We start from the raw sequence: 17398 nt of genomic DNA on the forward strand, positions 1-17398 counted from the left end.
CTCATGCATGCAGCAGTGAACGGCGCCCAGGCGCAACGTGCCTCTTCCTACTACAGCGCCACGCTCAACGACCCCGTCGAGTACCCCCGCCTCGAGGGCACGGTCGAGGTCGATGTGGCGATCATCGGCGGCGGTTTCACTGGCGTCGCTACAGCGGTGGAGCTGGCCGAGCGCGGCCTGAAAGTGGCCATCGTCGACACCCACCGCATCGGCTGGGGCGCCAGCGGGCGCAATGGGGGTCAGGTCACCGGCAGCCTGTCGGGCGACGAGGCGATGCGTACACAGATGCGCCGGCGCCTCGGCGCCGAAGTGGACGACTTCATCTGGCAACTGCGCTGGCGCGGGCATCAGATCATCGAGCAGCGCGTGGCACGCTACGGCATTCAGTGCGACCTCAAGCACGGCCACCTGCACGCGGCCATGAAGCCCTCGCACCTGGATGAACTGCGCGCCTTCGAAGCCGAGGCCCAGCGCCGCGGCATGGGCGATCAGGTGCAGTTGCTCGACCGTCGCGGCGTCTCCCAGCACCTGCAGAGCCCGCTGTACCTGGGCGCGCTGAAGAACAGCCGCAACCTGCACCTGCACCCGCTCAACCTGTGCCTGGGCGAGGCCCGTGCCGCCGGCCAACTGGGGGCGTTGATCTTCGAGCAGTCCGAGGTGCTGGAGATCGTACACGGTGCGCGTCCGGCGGTGATCACGGCCCGCGGGCGCATCGACGCGCGCCAGGTGCTGCTGGCCGGCGACGTCTATCACAAGCTCGAGCAGCGTCAGCTCAAAGGCAAGATTTTCCCGGCCATGGGCGGGATCGTCACCACCGCTGCGCTGGGCGAGCTGGCCGAGCAGATCAATCCCCACGACCTGGCGGTGTACGACTGCCGCTTCGTCCTCGACTACTACCGCCTGACGGCCGACAAGCGCCTGCTGTTCGGCGGCGGCGCCCACTATTCCGGACGCGACTCACGGGACATCGAGGCCGAGCTGCGGCCATGCATCGAGCGCACCTTTCCCGCGCTCAAAGGCGTGCCGATCGAGTTCAAGTGGAGTTGCGCGATGGGGATCGTGGTCAACCGCATTCCGCAGTTGGGCAAGCTGTCGGACAACGTCTGGTATTGCCAGGGCTATTCCGGGCACGGCATCGCCACCAGCCACATCATGGGCGAAATCATGGCCGAAGCCTTGACCGGCACCCTGGAGCGCTTCGACACCTTCGCCCAATGCCGGCACATCAAGGTGCCGATGGGCGACCTGCTGGGCAACCCGTTGTTGTCGGTCGGGATGTGGTACTACCAGATGCTGGAAAAACTGCGCTGATCTCCGAGCCCCGCCCCTGCGGTAGGCGCGGGCTTGCGCCGCGTCTACAGCAGGGGTTGCCAGGGCTCAGGCAGTCTTCTTCAGGCCCAGCTTCTTCAGCTCTTCATCGCGCAGTTCGCGGCGCAGGATCTTGCCGACGTTGGTGGTCGGCAACGCATCGCGGAACTCGATGGCCTTGGGCACCTTGTAGCCGGTGACGTTGGCACGCATGTGGGTCATCACCTGCTCCTTGGTGAGGGTCACGCCGGGCTTGGCGACGATGAACATCTTGATCACCTCGCCCGACTTCTCGTCCGGTACACCGATGGCTGCGCACTGCAACACGCCAGGCAGCGTGACCAGCACATCTTCCAGCTCGTTGGGGTACACGTTGAAACCCGAGACCAGGATCATGTCCTTCTTGCGGTCGACGATGCGCATGTAACCATCCGGCTGGATCACCGCGATGTCACCGGTCTTCAGCCAGCCGTCGCTGTCAAGGATCTCGGCGGTGGCATCTTCGCGCTGCCAGTAGCCCTTCATCACCTGCGGCCCCTTGATGCACAACTCGCCGATCTCGCCCAACGGCAATTCCTGGCCGTTGTCGTCGATGACCTTGCACAGGGTGGACGGCACCGGAATGCCAATGGTGCCCACCTGGTTGGCTTCCGACGGGTTGACCGCCGCCACCGGGCTGGTCTCGGTCATGCCGTAGCCTTCGCAGATAGCGCAACCGGTGACCGCCTTCCAGCGCTCGGCCACGCTCAATTGCAGGGCCATGCCGCCGGACAGGGTGACCTTCAGAGCGGAGAAATCCAGGCTGCGGAAGGTGTCGTTGTTGCACAGCGCGACGAACAAGGTGTTGAGCCCGACGAAGCCGCTGAACTTCCACTTGCTCAGTTCCTTGACCATGGCGGGCAGGTCACGCGGGTTGCTGATCAGCACGTTGTGGTTGCCGATCAGCATCATCGCCATGCAATGGAAGGTGAAGGCGTAGATGTGGTAAAGCGGCAGCGGCGTGATGATGATTTCCGAGCCTTCCTGCAGGTTCGAGCCCATCAGGGCGCGGCACTGCAGCATGTTGGCGACCAGGTTGCGGTGGGTCAGCATCGCCCCCTTGGCCACGCCCGTGGTGCCGCCGGTGTATTGCAGCACGGCCACGTCGTTGGCCTCGGGGCTGGCTTCGGTCACCGGCTGGCCCTTGCCCTTGGCCAAGGCCTCGTTGAAGCGCACCGCCTGCGGCAGGTGGTAGGCCGGCACCATCTTCTTCACGTACTTGATGACGCTGTTGATCAGCACGCGCTTGAGCGGCGGCAGCAAGTCGGCCACCTCGGTGACGATCACGTGCTTGACCTGGGTCTTGGGCAGCACCTTCTCGACCAAATGGGCCATGTTCGCCAGGCACACCACCGCCTTGGCCCCGGAGTCGGTGAACTGGTGTTCCAATTCGCGGGCGGTGTACAGCGGGTTGGTGTTGACCACGACCAGACCGGCGCGCATGGCGCCGAATACCGCGACGGGGTATTGCAGGACGTTGGGCAGTTGCACGGCGATACGATCGCCGGGCTTGAGATCGGTGTGCTGCTGCAGCCATGCGGCGAAGGCGCCGGACAGGGTGTACAGCTCACCGTAGGTGAGGGTCTTGCCGAGGTTGCTGAACGCCGGCTTGTCGGCAAAGCGCTGGCAGGATTGCTTCAATACGGCCTGAATGTTGGGAAATTCGTCAGGATTGATTTCCGCCGTAATTCCGGCTGGGTACTTATCCTTCCAAAAATGTTCGATCATGGAAGCCCACTCCTTTAGCAACAGCGAATGCTCTACGCGTCGATGCGCTTATTATTGATATGGGATGAGGGCTCAGTGCAAACCGCATCATCCGAAGCGCGCCGAGAGTAGCAGCTTTGCCGGGGGCCGCCTAGGGCCGTGGCGGCCCGCACAGTCACAAAAATGACCTTAAATTACATTTTGGTCACATTTTGAATTTCGCCCTCCTGCGGCGAACAAGCACTGAACCTCTCCGACTGCGCGGTGGCAGCAGCGACCCACCCCCGCTGCTGCCATCGGCACCTCAGGCAATGTTGCGCAATTCGCGGCGCAGGATCTTGCCCACCGGGGTCATGGGCAGCGAGTCGCGCAGCACGATGTGCTTGGGGACTTTGTAGCCGGTGAGGTTGGCCTTGCAGAAGGTTTTCAGTTCCTCGACGCTGACTCCGCCCGCTCGCGGCACCACGAACAACTTCACCGCCTCGCCGGAGCGCTCGTCCGGCACGCCGATCACCGCACAACTGGCCACCTGCGGGTGGCCCATGAGCACATCTTCGATTTCATTGGGGTACACGTTGAAGCCCGAGACGATGATCATGTCCTTCTTGCGGTCGACGATACGGGTGAAGCCTTCGGCATCGATCACCGCGATGTCACCGGTCTTGAACCAGCCCTCGGCATCCAGCGCCTCGGCCGTGGCCTCGGGTTGTTGCCAATAGCCCTTCATCACCTGCGGTCCCTGGATGCACAGCTCGCCGCGCTCGCCCAGCGGCAGCTCCTGACCCTGGTCATCGACGACCTTGAACGCCGTGCCCACCACCGGGATACCCACCGTACCCAATCGCGCCAGCGTGCCGTAGGGATTGGTGCTGGCCACCGGTGAGGTTTCGGTGAGGCCATACCCTTCGACGATGCGACAGCCCGTGAGCGTTTCCCAGCGCTCGGCCGTGGCCTTGACCAGTGCCGTGCCCCCCGAATTGGTGACCTTCAGCGACGAGAAGTCCAGCGACGCGAAGCCTGGGTGGTCCATCAGCGCGACGAACAACGTGTTGAGCCCCAGCAACGCCGAGAAACGCCACTTGCCCAACTCCTTGATGAAACCAGGAATGTCGCGGGGATTGGTGATCAGCACGTTGTGATTGCCGGTGGCGGTCATGCACATGCAGTTCGCGGTGAAGGCATAGATGTGATAAAGCGGCAGCGGCGCGATCATCACCTCCTGCCCTTCCTTGATCAGCGGCTGGCCGTCAGGGCCATGCTGGGAAAAGCAGGCCAGCACCTGCTGCATGTTGGCCACCAGGTTGCGGTGGGTCAGCATCGCGCCTTTGGCCAGGCCTGTGGTGCCGCCGGTGTACTGCAGCACGGCGACGTCATCGAGCGTGCGCGATACCGGGGTGCGGCGAAGGTCGCGGCCCTGGCGCAGCACCTGCTTGAACGACAGCGCCTGGGGCAGACGATAGGCCGGCACCATCTTCTTCAATTTGTCGACGACGGTGTTGATCAGCCAGCCCTTGGCGGCAGGCAGCAAGTCGCCCATCTTCGCCTCGATCAGGTACTCGATGCCGGTGTCCGGCAGCACGTTCTGCACGCGCTGGCCAAACATGTTCAAGTACACCAGCGCGCGGGCGCCGGAGTCCTTGAACTGGTGACGCATCTCGCGTTCGGTGTACAGCGGGTTGGTATTGACCACGATGAGCCCAGCGCGCATGGCGCCGAACACGGCGATCGGATACTGCAGCACATTGGGCATCTGCACGGCGATGCGCTCGCCAGGCGCCAGATCGGTCTGGTGCTGCAACCAGGCGGCGAAGGCGGCCGAGTGGCGATCCAGGTCGGCATAGGTCAGGGTGACGCCCAGGTTGCTGAACGCCGGGCGCTCGGCGAAGCGCTTGCAGGCGCGCTCGAAAACCTCGACGACCGACGCATAGTCGCCCATGTCGAGGATGGAGGGCACGCCCGCCGGGCGTTTGTCGTTCCAGAAGTCGGCTTGCATTTATTGTTGTTCCTCAGCCTGAACCGTCCATGCCCTGATTGCCCTTGGCAAACAGGCGTTCAGCCGACGTTAGCAGGTAAGCCTGAGAGGACAAACACAGGAAGGGCTGCCATTAACATCGTGAATCTTATTTGTGCCCTCCCTGCAATTCTGGTCATTGTGCATACACTGATCTGAGGCCCGTGCGCAAAGGATCGGTCATGTCTCCCAACGCCTTTTGGCTACCCACCGGCGAGTGGTGCAGCCTGTATGTCCACCAGTGGTTGCCGCACACCCCGGTCAAGGCCGTCGTGCTGCTGGTCCACGGCATGGCCGAGCATGGCGGACGCTATGGACGACTGGGCCAGGCGCTGAACCAGGCCGGTTTCGCCCTGTTCGCACCCGACCTGCGCGGTCACGGCCGCACCGCCGCGCCGGCCGATCGGGGCCTGTTCGCCGAGCGCAATGGCTGGAGCACGGTGCTCGATGACCTGGGCTTGCTCAGCCAGTACATCGGCCAGCAGTTTCCCGGCACGCCTCTGTTTCTGTTCGGCCACAGCATGGGCAGCTACCTCGCCCAGGCCTATTTGCTGCACCACAGCGCCAGCCTGCAAGGCACCGTGCTCAGCGGCTCGAACAGCCGGCCGGCGGCGCTGTACCGTGCGGCGCGGCTGATCGCCCGCCTGGAAACCTGGCGCCAGGGACCGCGCGGGCGCAGCGGCGTGATCGACTGGCTGTCGTTCGGCGCCTTCAACAAGGCATTCAGGCCCAACCGCACCGCCTTCGACTGGCTCAGCCGCGATGCGCAGGAGGTGGACGCCTACCTCAACGACCCGCTGTGCGGCTTTCGCTGCTGCAATCAGCTATGGCTCGACCTGCTGCAAGGCCTGGTGCAGATCAGCCAGCCCCGCCACCTGGCGCAGATCGACCCAGACCTGCCGCTGCTGGTGATCGGCGGCGAATGTGATCCGGTCAGTGCCGGCGGACGTCTCACCCATCTGGCCGACGCGCTGCGCGCCACCGGTAACCGCCATGTACAATTGCGCGTCTACCCCGATGCCCGGCACGAAGTGCTCAATGAAACCCATCGCGACGAGGTCACCCGCGACATCATCGTCTGGCTGGAACAGGCCCTGGCCCTGAACCGTCCAGCCCGTAGCGAATGAACACCCGCCTCGTCCCTCTCAAGGAAGCCCTGATGACCCAGGTCAGCAACACGCCCTACGAAGCCCTCGAAGTCGGCCAGACGGCCAGTTACGAAAAAGCGGTGGAAGAACGCGACATCCAGCTGTTCGCTGCGATGTCCGGCGATCACAACCCGGTGCACCTGGATGCCGAGTTCGCCGCCAAGAGCATGTTCCGCGAGCGCATCGCCCACGGCATGTTCAGCGGTGCACTGATCAGTGCTGCGGTGGCCTGCACCCTGCCAGGGCCGGGCACCATCTACCTGGGTCAGCAAATGAGCTTCCAGAAGCCCGTGAAGATCGGCGACACCCTGACCGTGCGCCTGGAAATTCTCGAGAAGCTGCCCAAGTTCAAAGTGCGCATCGCCACCAACGTCTACAACCAGAACGACGAACTGGTGGTCTCCGGTGAGGCCGAGATTCTCGCCCCGCGCAAGCAGCAGACCGTCGAACTGGTGTCGCCGCCGAACTTCGTCGCCAGCTGAGGGCTCAGCCTGCCAGGACCTGCGCGTAGCGCGCACGGTCCACGTTTGCGCCGCTCAATACCACTGCCACACGCCTGCCGACCTGGCGTTCGCGCTCCTGCAGCAGCGCCGCCAACGCCGCAGCACCGGCGCCTTCGGCGGTGTTGTGGGTGGTTTCGTGGTACAGGCGCATGGCTTGGGCGATCTCGTCGTCGCTCACCCGCACGATCCGCGCCGCGTGCTCTCGCACCAGGGCGAAGGCCTCGGGGTTGGGCACGCGGCAGGCCATGCCGTCGGCGAAGGTGTGCGCGCTGGCGGTGGTGACGATACGCCCCGATTCGAAGCTGCGCGCATAGGCATCCGCCGCACTGGAGACCACGCCGACGATCTCGGTGCGCAGCCCCAGCAGGTTCCGCGCCTGGATCAACCCACAGATGCCCGAGCCCATGCCGATCGGCACGTAGACGGTGTCAAGACCGGTCACCGCCTCGAACAGCTCCAGGGCGTAAGTCGCCACGCCGCGTACCAGTTGCGCATGGAACGACGGCACCATCAGGTAGCCACGGGCCTGGGCCAGTTGTGCCGCGTGCTCGCGAGCCACGTCGAAATCGACGCCATGCTCGATCAGTTCCGCCCCCAGCGCGCGCATGGCCGCGTTCTTTTCCAGCGAATTGCCTTCAGGCACCACGATCACCAGCGGCAGGCCCGCTTGCCGCGCCGCCAGCGCCATGCTCTGCCCGTGATTGCCACGGGTCGCGGTCACCAGGCCAGCGGGCACTTCGCCGCTGTCGAGCAGTGAACGCACGTAGACCAGTCCGCCGCGCACCTTGAAGGCGCCGGTGGGGGCATGGTTTTCGTGCTTGACCCATACCTGGCATCCAGTCCGCTCGGCCAGCAGCGGCCAGGCCAACTGAGGCGTCGGCGGCACATGCTGATGAACGAAATCGGCGGCTTCGCGCAAGGCGGTGAGGTCGAACATGGCGGTCATCCTTCTCGGTTGCAGTTGCCTCGATCCTGAGTGCCCGGCATTGTATGGGTCAAACCTTATATTGCATGGGCAGCAATTTCGTGTGGACACCTCACCTGGTCGATGATGACCAACCCCGCTACCTGGCGCTGGTCGATGCCATCGCCATGGCCATCGAGCGCGGTGAACTGACAGTCGGCGAGCGCCTTCCCCCGCAGCGGCGCCTGGCGTGGAAGCTGGGGCTCAATCCGAGCACCACGCAGCAGGCCTACCGCGAGGCGGCCGCCCGCCACCTGGTGGCCGGCGAAGTCGGGCGCGGCACCTATGTGCTGGCGGGGAGCAAGGAAGCGACGCTGTTTCGCCTCAAGCAGCACGACCGCCATCCGACCTTAATCGACCTGTCGACCAACGTGCCGGTGGCCGACCTGGCCCCACAGGATCTGCAACAGAGTCTGCAATCGTTGCTGCAGGCAGGCGACTTCAACCTGCTGGATCACTACCTGGACCATGATCGACTGCTGCTGGGCCGCCTGCAGGGCGCCCATTGGCTCAGCCTGCGCGGCATCACCGTGGATGCCGACGATCTGCTGCTGTGCGGCGGCGCGCAACAGGCACTGACCTGCGTGTTGCAGTCGCTGTGCCAGCCCGGCGAGCCGGTGATGGTCGAAGCGCTGAGCGCGCCCGGCATCAAGGCGGCCTGTCGACAGCTGCGCCTTCCCGTGCAGGGCGTGGCCCTGGACGGTCAAGGCTTGCGCCCCGAGGCGCTGGAGCGGGTGGCGAGGGCCAGCGGCGCGCGGGTACTGGTGACCACGCCGACGCTGCACAACCCCACCGGAGCGTGCATGGACGATGCCCGTCGCCAGGCCATCGCCGACGTGGTCCGACGCAATGAGCTGTGGGTGATCGAGGACGATGTCTACGGTGCGTTCAGCGAACGGCCACCGTTGTATCCACTGCTCGATGGCCGTGGCGTGCTGGTCAGCAGCCTGTCGAAAACCGTGGCCGCCGGGCTGCGGGTGGGCTGGATCGCGGCGTCGCCGGACCTGCTCGAACGCATCGACCCCCACACCCGCGCCACCCACTGGTCGGTATCACCGCTGAATCTGCAGATCGCCTGCCAGTGGATCGGCGAGGGGACGGCAGCACGCCGGTTGGCCCAGCAGCGCGAGGAAGTCGAGCAACGCTGGCGTCTGGCCCGACGGTGGTTTGGCGAGGCCTTGCTCACCCGCGAGGCGCCGTCCCCGCATATCTGGGTGCGCACACCCGCCTGCGCCGAAACCTTGGCGGCAGCGTGTCGGCAACGGGGCGTGGAAGTGGTGCCAGCCAGCGTGTTCGCGGTGGGCGGCGAGGCAGTGAAAGCGGTGCGCATCAGCCTGTCGGCGGCCGTCAGCCGCGCGCAGCTCACACAGGGGCTGGAGATCGTGCGCGCAGTGCTGGACGACGGCAGTGACTCAGGTGCCTAGCCCTGCTGGCAACCCTCGCCCATGGCTCGGTATTGAAGGGTGTGCACCTGCCCCTGGTGATCTTCGTAGGTCATGGTCGCGGGTACCACCTCGCAGACATTGGGCAGGGTCGACAGATGGATGACCCGCTTGATATCGAGGTTGGTCGAGTAGTCGTATTGCACCGGGGGTTGGGCCTGGGCCGTCTTGACCTCATCCGCCAGGGCGAACGAAGACATCCCGACCAATGCGAGGATCAGTAATGGTTTCATGATTCAAGACCTTGAAGACAATCGGCTAGATCGACTTCTTGTGCCGTCACTGGCGTGGAGAAGTTGTCACCGAAGCGGTGACACGAAGCACGAATCCCGCTTCGGACAGTGCGAAAGGGATAGCTGAAATTTTACGCCCGCCACGCAATACGTGAACCCGGCAGTCGGAGTTTCACCCTTGCTCCAAATGCAACAATCTGCGACAAAGCTGCCCATGACTCCGCCTGACTATCAACGGCTATGCCACTCACAGCGCCGCTTGCTCGATCATTTCTATCGCCAGCAGGGCTCGCGCATGCGCGCCAGTGGCGACGGTGAGTCATGGGTAGCACGGGCTGACGGCCTGATCGGCGCGCTGAGCCTGACGCCGGTTGCCGGGGGTCAGTGGTTGACGGGATTGTTCGTCGCCGAACCCTGGCGCAGGAAAGGTATCGCGGCGGGATTGATCGAGGCGTCACTGGCAGCACGTCCAGGCCCGACCTGGCTGTTCTGCCACCCCGACCTGCAGACCTTCTATGCTCGGCTGGGTTTCGACTCAACCCATACCCTGCCCGCTGAACTGGCTTCTCGGTTGGCCCGCTACCAGCGCAGCAAGTCACTGGTGGCGCTGGTGCGGGCGGGGTTCACACCAGGCTGAATCGCGCTTCAGGCATCAGGCTGGCGCGGGTGCGACTCGGCCGATACCGGCTGCTCGTGGCCAAGCACGGTGATGGTCTCCTTGGGTTTCTCGCCGTCGAAGTCCTTCTCCCCAGGATCCTTGCCCTCGGCCGACATGTGCTCGATCACCGCATTCATCTCGGCGCCCAGCAGCAGCACCGCAGAGGAAATGTAGAAATACAGCAGCAGGACGATGATTGCCCCGATGCTGCCGTACATGGCGTTGTAGTCGGCGAAGGTTTTCACGTAATAGGCAAAGCCCAGTGAAGCCAGGATCCATACGACCACCGCCAGCACCGACCCCGGCGTGATGAAGCGGAATTTCTGTTTCACATCCGGCATGACGTAATACATCAACGCCACCGCGACCATCATCAGCAGGATGATGACCGGCCAACGGAGCACCGTCCAAACGGTGACGATCACCTCTTGCAGGCCGACCTGGGCGGCGATCCACTCCATCACCTGCGGGCCAAGTACCATCAGTGCCGCCGCCATCAGCAGCATGCCGGCGATACCGATGGTGTAGAAGATCGACAGGGGAATGCGCTTCCACACCGGACGGCCTTCGGGCACGTCATAAGCGGCGTTCATTGCGCTCATCATCAGGCGCACGCCGGCAGAGGCGGTCCACAGGGCGATGACGATACCCACCGACACCAGCCCACCCTTGGACTGCTGCAATTGGTCGATCACCGGATTGACCTGCTCCAGCGCCTGGGGCGGTAACACCAATTCGGTTTGCAGGCGCAGCCAGGAGAAGAAGTCGGGAAGGTGCAGGAAACCGATCAGGGCGATCAGGAACAGGATGAAGGGGAACAGCGAAAACAGCATCTGGTAGGCCAGTGCCGAGGCGTAGGTGGACATCTCGTCGTCAAGGAACTCCTGGACGGTGCGCACCATCACGCGGTGCAGAGGCAGCCCCTGCAAGGCGGGAAAAATCATAGCGTCTCCTTTCGCCGCTCGATCGTCGTGGTTGTCACAAGGCGGTCAAGTCTAATAGACCACGCGGCTGGTGTACTGCTCCCTGCCTATTTCAGGAAAAACCTACTCAGGTTGCGACAACCCACAGTAAAAGGCCGCCGCGTGAAAGAGCGTAGTCGCTCATCCACTTGGCGGCCTTGAGCGTTACAGGCAGTTACTTGTCGAGCTTGTCCTTGACCTTGCCGACTGTCTGCTGAGCTTCACCCTTCAGTTCCTGGGCTTTACCTTCGGCCTTCAGCTTGTCGCTGTCGGTGACCTTGCCAACACCTTGCTTGACGTTGCCGATGGCTTCGTTCGCCAGGCCCTTCGCTTTGTCTTTAGTGCCGCTCATGGTGAATCTCCTGATAGAGACACGTGAACCGTGCCGACAAAAGGTGGACCGCTGGGCTTGTCGGGGAGTTTCAAACTTTTTCACCTCGCCGAACCCGGCGGCAAACAACGGGCGAATACCGCACCGAATCGACCTTCGCTCACTGCAAGGACCTGACCCGCGCCTCTAGAATCGGCCGCTCATAACAACAACAGATTGCGGACCTACCTGCCCATGCGTCTGATCACCTTGCTCGCAGCCGCCCTGCCGCTGCTGCCCCTGCCTGCCCTGGCGGCAGACCCGACCACCCCTGAAATCCTGCGCGTCGATCGTTACAGCGACGATGGCCAGCCCGGCACCCTGCGCTGGGCGCTGGAAACCAGCAATGCAGCCCCTGGCCGTTATCGCATCGACATCGTGCCCGTGGGCGAGCCGCCTTATGTCATCCGCCCCAACCGGGCGCTGCCGGAGATCAAGGGGCCGCTGCGCATCACCGGGCTGTCCTGGGCGCGTGACGGTCAATACATCGCCATTGACGGCTCCGGCTACATCCGCGACCAGGGCGTGCGGACCTGCCCCGGCGCCCTGCCCGGCCAGTTCGGCACCAACGTGCGCACGACCCGCTACCCCGGCCTGGTGCTGCGCGACACCCAGGGCGTGCACTTGAGCGGTTTGGAGGTGCGCAATTTCTGCATCGGCATCCTGGTCAACCGCGCCAGCGGCAACGTGATAGAGGACAACCGCATCGTCGCCAACAAGGGCGGTGCCGGCATCATGCTCACCGGCGACGACGGCGCCGGTAATCCGACCGCCACCACCACGATCAACAACAAGGTGTTGCGCAATCAACTGATCGACAACGGCGACGGTCTGGAACTGACCCGTGGCGCGGCCTTCAACCTGGTGGCCGACAACCTGTTGCGCTCCACCGACGCCAATCCCGAGCCGTCCCAAGGCATCGAAATCCTGCTGGGCAACGACAACACCGTGGTGCGCAACCGCTTCGAGCACTACTCCGACGGTCTGCAGATCAACTGGGGCAAGCGCAACTACCTGGGCGCCAACACCTTCACCGGCAACTCCATCGGCGTCAGCGTCACGGGCGAAGACAACGTGCTCGACGGCAACCTGATCCACGGCAACCGCATCGGTGTGGCCCTGCGTCCAGAGCCACAAGTGACTGCCACGCGCCTGACCGCCAACCGCATCTGGGGCAACAGCCTGGACATTCGTCGCTGCCAGGCGGGCGGCTCGTGCGTGCCGAACCAGCGTACCGGGGCCATCGTCTTCGGCGTGCCGGCCCAGGCGCATGCGCTGTACGTCGGCTCGCGCGGCGTCGGAGCGGAATTGGCGAAGCAGGACCAAGCGATCATCTGCGATGCCAACGGCCAGCCCCAGCCGTGCCAGCCGCTGCCCAACCATAATCAACCCGCGCCACGACTGTTGGCGTTGGACGGCGCGTTGCTCAGAGGAGAGGTGCAGGGACCGGCCTCGAGCCGGCTGCGTATCGAAGTGTTCGGCAACCCCACGGCCGACGGCCAGGAGGCCGAACACTATCTGGGCGAGGTGCTGGCCAACAGCGATGCTCAGGGCCACGCACGCTTCGAGATGACGTTGAGCGACATCGACGCACTGCACAGTTTCACCGCCACGGTGACGACCGCCGATGGCGCGACCTCGGAGTTGAGCCCGTCATTACGGCGATGAGCCGGGCCACGGCCGCGACGGCCGGTGCGCCGTGGCTGCCGTGAACCCTGCAGACCTTGCCGCGCCCCGCGCCGCCTTGCACAATGTCAGGCCTTTCAGGCGTCAACCCGCAGGAACCTGCATGAAACTCGACAAACCCACCGCCATTGCCCGGCGCAACGAAGCGCTGGCCCGGCCGGTGCTCGACCGCGACAACACCCTGTTCGCCATCCTCGACAAGAAACGCAACCTGTGGTGGTTCGAGGTGCCGGTGGGCTTGCTGCGCAAAGGCCAGCCCGACTGGGTCAACCTGCTGCTGCACACCCCCGATACCGACACGCTGCAACACTTGAAGGTGCCGGTGAACTTCCTGCGCGCGCATCAGGAACAGATGGAAATCCGCAACCCCGGCAAGCGCCGCTCGACCATCAGCCTGGCACTCAGCGCCGACCGCGACTCGCTGCTGCGCGACACCCGCCCGGGCGGTGAGCAGTTGGACTTCAGCCCCTTCGTGCAGGGCTGATCAGGCGCGCTCGATGCGATCGTCATGGATGACGATCAGCCCTTGCCTGAACAAGCCACCGATCGCTTTCTTGAAGTTGCCCTTGCTGACGTTGAACAGCTTGGCGATGACGTCCGGCGCGCTCTTGTCGCACACCGGCAACACCCCACCGGCCTCCTCCAGGCGCTTGAGGATCTGCGCCTGCAGGTCGTCGGCCAGCGCCGCGCCCACCGGTTGCAGGCTCAGGGCAATCTTGCCGTCGTGGCGCACTTCCTTGATGAAGCCCTGTTCGTGCATCCCCGAACGCAGGAACTTGAACACCTCGTTCTTGTGGATCAGGCCCCAGTGGCGACTGTTGATGATGGCCTTGAAGCCCATCGGCGTCTCGCCAGCCACCAGCAGTTCCACCGGCTGACCCGGCGAATAGTCGGCCGGGGTGCGATCGAGGTAGCGGTCCAGGCGCGCGGTGGCGGTGATGCGCCGGGTGCGCTTGTCGAGGTAGGCGTGGACCACGCAGTAGTCGCCGATCTTCAGCGGCTGCACTTCTTCGGAGTAGGGCATCAGCAGGTCCTTGGACAGCCCCCAGTCGAGGAAGATACCGGCGCCGTTGATGTCCTTGACCTTGAGACTGGCGAAGCCACCGACCTGGATCTTGGGCTTTTCGGTGGTGGCGATCAGCTGATCTTCGCTGTCCAGGTAGATGAACACGTTGAGCCAGTCGTCCAGCTCCAGCTCAGCGTCTTTGGGGAAGTAGCGCCTGGGCAGGAGGATCTCGCCGTCGGCGCCGCCGTCCAGGTAGAGACCGAACTCCACGTGTTTCACGATTTGCAAACTGTTGTAACGCCCAAGCAGAGCCATTTCCGATGTTCCTCCAGACAAGGCGGCTATTCTACACCCGATGCGCCCAGGCTGCCGATCCGCTGGAACCGCCGAGCGTGCCGCCGCGTCTACTCCCTGGTCCGCCACCTGCAAGGATTCGCGCATGCCTGCCCAGCTCATCCGCACCCTGGTGCTCATCGTCGGCCTGGCCCTGACGCTGGGGGCCTGCACGCGTATCGACCTCGCCTACCGCAACCTCGACCGCCTGGTGCCCTGGTCGCTGGGCGACTACCTGGACATGAACCGACAGCAGAAGGCGCTGCTCGACGAACGGCTCAAGGATCACTTGGCCTGGCACTGCAAAACGCAGTTGCCGGGCTATCTCGACTGGCTCGACAAGGTCCGGCAGATGGTCGCCGACCAGGCGGTCACCGACCAGGCCTTGCAACAGCGCACCGCCGAGGCGCGCCTGGCCATCGGGCGGGTGGCCGAGGCGATCACCCCGTCGGCCGCCGAGTTGTTGCGCGACATGAGCGATGCCCAGGTGGCCGAGATGCGCAAGGCGTTCAGCGACGACATCGCCGAGCGCCAGAAAGAATACGTCAACACCCCGCTGCCCAGGCAGATAGAAGAGCGCGCCACGCGTATGCACAAGCGCCTCAAGCCCTGGCTGGGCGAGCTCAGCGCCGTCCAGCGTCAGCGGGTGATGAGTTGGTCCCAGGCGCTGGGCGATCAGAACCGCGAGTGGATCGCCAACCGCCAGGCCTGGCAGCAGCAGTTGCTGCTGGCCATGGACCAGCGCCAAACCCCAGCTTTCGAGCCGCGCCTGGCGCAGTTGCTACAAGACAAGCAGAGCCTGTGGTCGCCGGCCTACCGCGCTGCCTTCGACAACACCGAGCGCCAGGCCCGCAGCCTGTTGGTCGACTTGCTGCAGCAGAGCAGCGCGGCGCAGCGCCAGTTGCTGATCGAGCGGCTGGGCAAGGTGCGCCAGGACTTCAGCCAGTTGAAGTGCCTCAAGGGCTGACCGGTTCACATCGCAAGAAACGACAGGAAAGCCCCTCCCCGCTCACGTACACTCGCGCCCCTGTCCCGTCCACCGGAGATGTCCGTGAGCCCCATCGCCCTCGCCCGCCTGCTGATCCTCGCCGCCGTCTGGGGCGCGAGCTTCCTGTTCATGCGCATCATCGCGCCAGAGCTGGGCGCGCTGCCCACCGCCTTTTTCCGCGTGTCCATCGCCTGCCTCGGGCTGCTCGCCATCCTCGCCGCCGGGCGCGTGCGCTGGGACTTTCAGGGCAAGCTCGGCGCCTGTCTGGTGCTGGGCATGATCAACTCGGGCATTCCGGCGACCTTCTATTCGGTGGCCGCGCAAGTGCTGCCCGCCGGCTACTCGGCGATCTTCAACGCCACCACGCCGCTGATGGGCGTGCTGATCGGCGCGCTGTTCTTCCATGAGGCCATGACCCTGCCCAAGCTGTGCGGAATTTTCCTGGGGCTGTTCGGCGTGGCCATCCTCAGCGGTGCCGGCCCGGTCGCGCTGGACCTGGCGCTGCTGCAAGGCGCCCTGGCGTGCCTGGCCGCGACCACCTGCTATGGCTTCGCCGGCTTTCTCGCACGGCGCTGGATCAGCGGGCTGGACAGTCGGCTATCGGCCCTGGGCAGCATGCTCGGTGCCACCTTGCTGCTGGCCCCGCTGTTCGCCTGGAGCGCCTTGACCCAGCCGCCGCCCAGTTGGGGCGGCTGGTCGGTGTGGGGCTCGTTGCTGGGACTGGGGCTGGTGTGCACGGCGTTCGCCTACATCCTGTACTTCCGCCTGCTGGACGAGATCGGGCCGGTCAAGGCCACCACGGTGACCTTTCTGATTCCGGTATTCGGCGTGCTCTGGGGGGCGTGGCTGTTGGGCGAGCCGCTGTCGCTGGCGCACCTGTATGGCGGGGTGATGATCGGCGCGGCGTTGTGGCTGGTGCTGCGACCGGCGCGCCGCTGAGGGAAGGCACCGGCGTCGTCGACGACGCCGGGACAGGCAGATCAGAACAACCAGCGATACAACAGGTAGGCCACCAATACGGCCAGCACCGGTCGCAGCACACGGTAGGCCTTGGGGTTGGCCCGCTTGAACTGTTTCACATGGGTACTGATGCGGTTGCTGAAGCGCTTGCTCCAGGCGTAGGCCTGGTTGATGCCCCCCACGCGCTCGTCGTCGGTGTTCTGCGGCGCGGTGGCGCGGCCGAGGAACGCGCTGACCTTGCGGTTGATGCGGGTCATCAGCGCGCTGTTTAGCGGACGCTCGACGTCGCAGAACAGGATCACCCGGGTCACGTCGGTTTCGTTCTTCACCCAGTGCACGTAGGTTTCGTCGAACATCACGTCCTCGCCGTCACGCCAGGCGTAGACCTGGCCGTCGACGTAGATGCGGCAGTCGTCGGAGTTCGGCGTGGACAGCCCCAGGTGATAGCGCAGGGAGCCGGCGAACGGATCGCGGTGCGGATTGAGGTGGCTACCGCCCGGCAGCAGAGCGAACATCGCACCCTTGACGTTGGGAATGCTGTTGACCAGTTCCACGGTGCGTGGGCACAGCGCCTCGGCCGAAGGCAGGGCCTTGTCGTACCACTTCAGGTAGAACCGCTTCCAGCCCTTCTTGAAGAACGAACCGAAGCCGGCATCGTTGTCTTTTTCCGCGGCGCGGATGTAGCCCTCGTCGAACAGGCGCATGGCCTCTTCGCGAATTTCCTGCCAGTTGTTCTTCAGTACGTCCAGCTCGGGAAAGCGCTGACGGTCCAGGTACGGCTTGGACGGCACCCCGGAGAACAGGTACATCAGGCTGTTATAGGGCGCGAACAGCGCCGAATGGTTGACGAACTGGCGCAGCACCGGCAAGCGCGCCTTGCCCCGCAGGTGCACGAACAGCACACTGGCGAAGAACACCAGCAGGACACCCGCCTTGGCGAGGAAGGAAAAGGTCATGCAACACTCCTTTGGGGGAATCAGGCCGTCCCCGAATAGCCGGACATGATAAACCCATCCCAGACAGCTGCAACCTGATCCCGATCAAGCCTTTTTTTTGGAGCTACAAGTGGCGAGCTTCAAG

17 protein-coding genes are annotated in these 17398 nt (G+C 64.4%); 9 read left to right on the plus strand and 8 right to left on the minus strand.

Annotated elements, in window-relative coordinates; all coding sequences use genetic code 11:
- The first annotated feature begins 3 nt into the window (after positions 1-3).
- Complete coding sequence (locus tag ACK2SD_RS18055; protein WP_412460496.1) at positions 4-1311, plus strand: NAD(P)/FAD-dependent oxidoreductase; 1308 nt, start codon at positions 4-6, stop codon at positions 1309-1311.
- Positions 1312-1377: 66 nt separating this feature from the next.
- Here ACK2SD_RS18055 and fadD1 read toward each other — a convergent pair whose 3' ends face one another.
- On the minus strand, positions 1378-3075 hold the full coding sequence (gene fadD1, locus ACK2SD_RS18060) for a long-chain-fatty-acid--CoA ligase FadD1 (RefSeq protein ID WP_029613689.1): 1698 nt from the start codon (positions 3073-3075) through the stop codon (positions 1378-1380).
- 283 nt (positions 3076-3358) lie between these two features.
- The gene (gene fadD2 / locus ACK2SD_RS18065; protein ID WP_412460497.1) at positions 3359-5047 is read right to left on the minus strand and encodes a long-chain-fatty-acid--CoA ligase FadD2; all 1689 of its coding nucleotides are present in this window, start codon (positions 5045-5047) and stop codon (positions 3359-3361) included.
- Positions 5048-5247: 200 nt separating this feature from the next.
- Here fadD2 and ACK2SD_RS18070 point away from each other — a divergent pair, with 200 nt between their 5' ends.
- Positions 5248-6192, plus strand: coding sequence for an alpha/beta hydrolase (locus ACK2SD_RS18070; RefSeq protein WP_412460498.1), 945 nt, complete (start codon positions 5248-5250; stop codon positions 6190-6192).
- Positions 6193-6224: 32 nt separating this feature from the next.
- Positions 6225-6695 (plus strand): MaoC family dehydratase, encoded by a 471-nt coding sequence (locus ACK2SD_RS18075; RefSeq protein WP_039576132.1) that lies wholly within the window; start codon positions 6225-6227, stop codon positions 6693-6695.
- A gap of 4 nt (positions 6696-6699) precedes the next feature.
- Here the strand turns inward: ACK2SD_RS18075 and ACK2SD_RS18080 are convergent, their stop codons facing one another.
- On the minus strand, positions 6700-7653 hold the full coding sequence (locus ACK2SD_RS18080) for a threonine dehydratase (protein ID WP_317872024.1): 954 nt from the start codon (positions 7651-7653) through the stop codon (positions 6700-6702).
- 74 nt (positions 7654-7727) lie between these two features.
- Here ACK2SD_RS18080 and ACK2SD_RS18085 point away from each other — a divergent pair, with 74 nt between their 5' ends.
- Positions 7728-9104, plus strand: a complete 1377-nt coding sequence (locus tag ACK2SD_RS18085; protein ID WP_412460499.1) for a PLP-dependent aminotransferase family protein — start codon at positions 7728-7730, stop codon at positions 9102-9104.
- Here the strand turns inward: ACK2SD_RS18085 and ACK2SD_RS18090 are convergent.
- Positions 9101-9355 (minus strand): DUF2790 domain-containing protein, encoded by a 255-nt coding sequence (locus tag ACK2SD_RS18090; protein WP_029613691.1) that lies wholly within the window; start codon positions 9353-9355, stop codon positions 9101-9103. The two genes, ACK2SD_RS18085 and ACK2SD_RS18090, sit on opposite strands and share 4 nt — an antisense overlap.
- Before the next feature lie 214 nt (positions 9356-9569).
- On the opposite strand from ACK2SD_RS18090, the gene ACK2SD_RS18095 reads away from it, so the two are divergent.
- Positions 9570-9992, plus strand: coding sequence for a GNAT family N-acetyltransferase (locus ACK2SD_RS18095; RefSeq protein ID WP_412460500.1), 423 nt, complete (start codon positions 9570-9572; stop codon positions 9990-9992).
- A gap of 8 nt (positions 9993-10000) precedes the next feature.
- Here ACK2SD_RS18095 and ACK2SD_RS18100 read toward each other — a convergent pair whose 3' ends face one another.
- Both ACK2SD_RS18100 and ACK2SD_RS18105 read right to left on the minus strand, forming a co-directional pair.
- The gene (locus ACK2SD_RS18100) at positions 10001-10957 is read right to left on the minus strand and encodes a YihY/virulence factor BrkB family protein (RefSeq protein WP_029613693.1); all 957 of its coding nucleotides are present in this window, start codon (positions 10955-10957) and stop codon (positions 10001-10003) included.
- 193 nt (positions 10958-11150) lie between these two features.
- Positions 11151-11327: a CsbD family protein gene (locus tag ACK2SD_RS18105; RefSeq protein WP_412460501.1), complete on the minus strand. Its 177-nt coding sequence runs from the start codon at positions 11325-11327 to the stop codon at positions 11151-11153.
- 213 nt (positions 11328-11540) lie between these two features.
- On the opposite strand from ACK2SD_RS18105, the gene ACK2SD_RS18110 reads away from it, so the two are divergent.
- Both ACK2SD_RS18110 and ACK2SD_RS18115 read left to right on the plus strand, forming a co-directional pair.
- On the plus strand, positions 11541-13013 hold the full coding sequence (locus tag ACK2SD_RS18110) for a nitrous oxide reductase family maturation protein NosD (RefSeq protein WP_412460502.1): 1473 nt from the start codon (positions 11541-11543) through the stop codon (positions 13011-13013).
- 121 nt (positions 13014-13134) lie between these two features.
- Positions 13135-13515, plus strand: a complete 381-nt coding sequence (locus tag ACK2SD_RS18115; RefSeq protein ID WP_037028026.1) for a hypothetical protein — start codon at positions 13135-13137, stop codon at positions 13513-13515.
- Here the strand turns inward: ACK2SD_RS18115 and ACK2SD_RS18120 are convergent, their stop codons facing one another.
- A complete protein-coding gene (locus ACK2SD_RS18120; RefSeq protein ID WP_039576122.1) occupies positions 13516-14352 on the minus strand; it encodes a S1 RNA-binding domain-containing protein in 837 nt (278 codons plus the stop codon).
- Between the two features lie 124 nt (positions 14353-14476).
- On the opposite strand from ACK2SD_RS18120, the gene ACK2SD_RS18125 reads away from it, so the two are divergent.
- Both ACK2SD_RS18125 and ACK2SD_RS18130 read left to right on the plus strand, forming a co-directional pair.
- Positions 14477-15337, plus strand: a complete 861-nt coding sequence (locus tag ACK2SD_RS18125; RefSeq protein WP_412460503.1) for a DUF6279 family lipoprotein — start codon at positions 14477-14479, stop codon at positions 15335-15337.
- A gap of 84 nt (positions 15338-15421) precedes the next feature.
- Positions 15422-16297, plus strand: coding sequence for a DMT family transporter (locus ACK2SD_RS18130; protein ID WP_412460504.1), 876 nt, complete (start codon positions 15422-15424; stop codon positions 16295-16297).
- 41 nt (positions 16298-16338) lie between these two features.
- Here ACK2SD_RS18130 and ACK2SD_RS18135 read toward each other — a convergent pair whose 3' ends face one another.
- Entirely contained in the window at positions 16339-17274 is a 936-nt protein-coding gene (locus ACK2SD_RS18135) for an aspartyl/asparaginyl beta-hydroxylase domain-containing protein (protein WP_412460505.1), read from the minus strand.
- Positions 17275-17398: the final 124 nt, after the last annotated feature.

The organism is Pseudomonas sp. SC11, assembly GCF_047039205.1.
Classification (GTDB): Bacteria; Pseudomonadota; Gammaproteobacteria; order Pseudomonadales; family Pseudomonadaceae; genus Aquipseudomonas; species Aquipseudomonas boreofloridensis.

Coding starts and splice junctions, on each gene's coding strand:
- ACK2SD_RS18075 (WP_039576132.1), top strand. CDS start 6,225: ATGACCCAGGTCAGCAACACGCCCTACGAAGCCCTCGAAGTCGGCCAG.
- ACK2SD_RS18085 (WP_412460499.1), top strand. CDS start 7,728: ATGGGCAGCAATTTCGTGTGGACACCTCACCTGGTCGATGATGACCAA.
- ACK2SD_RS18070 (WP_412460498.1), top strand. CDS start 5,248: ATGTCTCCCAACGCCTTTTGGCTACCCACCGGCGAGTGGTGCAGCCTG.
- ACK2SD_RS18090 (WP_029613691.1), bottom strand. CDS start 9,355: ATGAAACCATTACTGATCCTCGCATTGGTCGGGATGTCTTCGTTCGCC.
- ACK2SD_RS18100 (WP_029613693.1), bottom strand. CDS start 10,957: ATGATTTTTCCCGCCTTGCAGGGGCTGCCTCTGCACCGCGTGATGGTG.
- fadD2 (WP_412460497.1), bottom strand. CDS start 5,047: ATGCAAGCCGACTTCTGGAACGACAAACGCCCGGCGGGCGTGCCCTCC.
- fadD1 (WP_029613689.1), bottom strand. CDS start 3,075: ATGATCGAACATTTTTGGAAGGATAAGTACCCAGCCGGAATTACGGCG.
- ACK2SD_RS18115 (WP_037028026.1), top strand. CDS start 13,135: ATGAAACTCGACAAACCCACCGCCATTGCCCGGCGCAACGAAGCGCTG.
- ACK2SD_RS18135 (WP_412460505.1), bottom strand. CDS start 17,274: ATGACCTTTTCCTTCCTCGCCAAGGCGGGTGTCCTGCTGGTGTTCTTC.
- ACK2SD_RS18055 (WP_412460496.1), top strand. CDS start 4: ATGCATGCAGCAGTGAACGGCGCCCAGGCGCAACGTGCCTCTTCCTAC.
- ACK2SD_RS18095 (WP_412460500.1), top strand. CDS start 9,570: ATGACTCCGCCTGACTATCAACGGCTATGCCACTCACAGCGCCGCTTG.
- ACK2SD_RS18120 (WP_039576122.1), bottom strand. CDS start 14,352: ATGGCTCTGCTTGGGCGTTACAACAGTTTGCAAATCGTGAAACACGTG.
- ACK2SD_RS18125 (WP_412460503.1), top strand. CDS start 14,477: ATGCCTGCCCAGCTCATCCGCACCCTGGTGCTCATCGTCGGCCTGGCC.
- ACK2SD_RS18080 (WP_317872024.1), bottom strand. CDS start 7,653: ATGTTCGACCTCACCGCCTTGCGCGAAGCCGCCGATTTCGTTCATCAG.
- ACK2SD_RS18110 (WP_412460502.1), top strand. CDS start 11,541: ATGCGTCTGATCACCTTGCTCGCAGCCGCCCTGCCGCTGCTGCCCCTG.
- ACK2SD_RS18105 (WP_412460501.1), bottom strand. CDS start 11,327: ATGAGCGGCACTAAAGACAAAGCGAAGGGCCTGGCGAACGAAGCCATC.